Annotated in this window: 1 protein-coding gene and 1 pseudogene; both read left to right on the top strand. The window is 69.7% G+C overall.

Annotated features, from left to right (window positions below; all coding sequences use genetic code 11):
* On the top strand, positions 1-288 hold a 288-nt coding region (locus AC1DU6_RS35440; protein WP_477863277.1), incomplete at its 5' end, for an FGGY-family carbohydrate kinase.
* A gap of 15 nt (positions 289-303) precedes the next feature.
* Positions 304-545, top strand: a pseudogene (locus tag AC1DU6_RS35435) (xylose isomerase); the annotation flags it as partial.

Raw genomic sequence — 545 nt, 5'->3', positions numbered from 1 at the left:
GAGGTGCACCAGCTGTCGCTGGTGGGCGGCGGCTCACGCAGCCACTTCTGGGCCCAGCTGATCGCCGACGCACTCCAGGTCGACATCGTCCTGCACACCGGCAGCGAAGCCGGCGGCGCCCTCGGCGCGGCACGCCTGGGCTGGTTGGCCACCGGGGGTGCTGTCGAGGCCGTCTGCACCCGCCCGCCCGTGGCGGCCCTCTTTTCTCCCGACCCCCAACGCCATGCCCGCCTGGCTCCCCGCCTGGCGCGCTTCCGTGACCTTTACCGCCGCCTGCGCGGCGCTTGAACTTCAGTCCTCCTCATGACGAGCTATTTCCAACACATCGCCCCGATCCGCTTCGAGGGCGCCGACAGCCAGAATGACCTGGCCTTCAAGCACTACGACAAGGACCGCATCGTCCTGGGCCAGCGCATGGAGGACCACCTGCGCTTTGCCGCGTGCTACTGGCACAACTTCGTCTGGACCGGCCTGGACCCGTTCGGCGGCGCCACCTTCGAGCGCCCCTGGTTCCAGGGCGGCAGCCCGATGGAGCCCGATGGAGC

It is taken from the genome of Roseateles sp. P5_B10 (assembly GCF_056400485.1).
This window is presented reverse-complemented; position numbering and strand designations above follow the sequence as displayed.